Source organism: Oleiphilus sp. HI0079 (assembly GCF_001635105.1).
Window position 1 is genome coordinate 1 of the sequence record NZ_LWFT01000475.1, and the last position, 275, is coordinate 275.

A 275-nucleotide genomic window follows, 5' to 3' on the forward strand; every position below is an offset into this window, starting at 1 on the left:
ACAAAAGGCTGCAATAAAGCAAGCTGCGATACCCGAGGTGCTCAAGAAGAAGGGGAACATGGCGCCCGATGCGCTCGTAGAGCAGCTGAGCAGAAAAATGCGCGCGCAATTTGCTGACAGCATTAACAGTATCGTTGTGCAGGTTAGTTTAAAAGATATGCGAGTGGGCTTGGAGTCAGAGTTTCCGGGGCAAGGTTCTCAGATGTTTGAAGAGATCCTTAGGCGGGCATTTCCTGAGCTTGCTGACCAGATTTTGCTCGCCATTGCCAACATGG

At 50.5% G+C, this 275-nt stretch carries 1 protein-coding gene; it reads left to right on the forward strand.

Features of this window, described 5'->3' with window-relative positions; translation table 11 throughout:
• A partial coding sequence (locus A3750_RS25995; RefSeq protein ID WP_197474942.1) for a hypothetical protein occupies positions 1–275 on the forward strand: 275 nt, incomplete at both ends.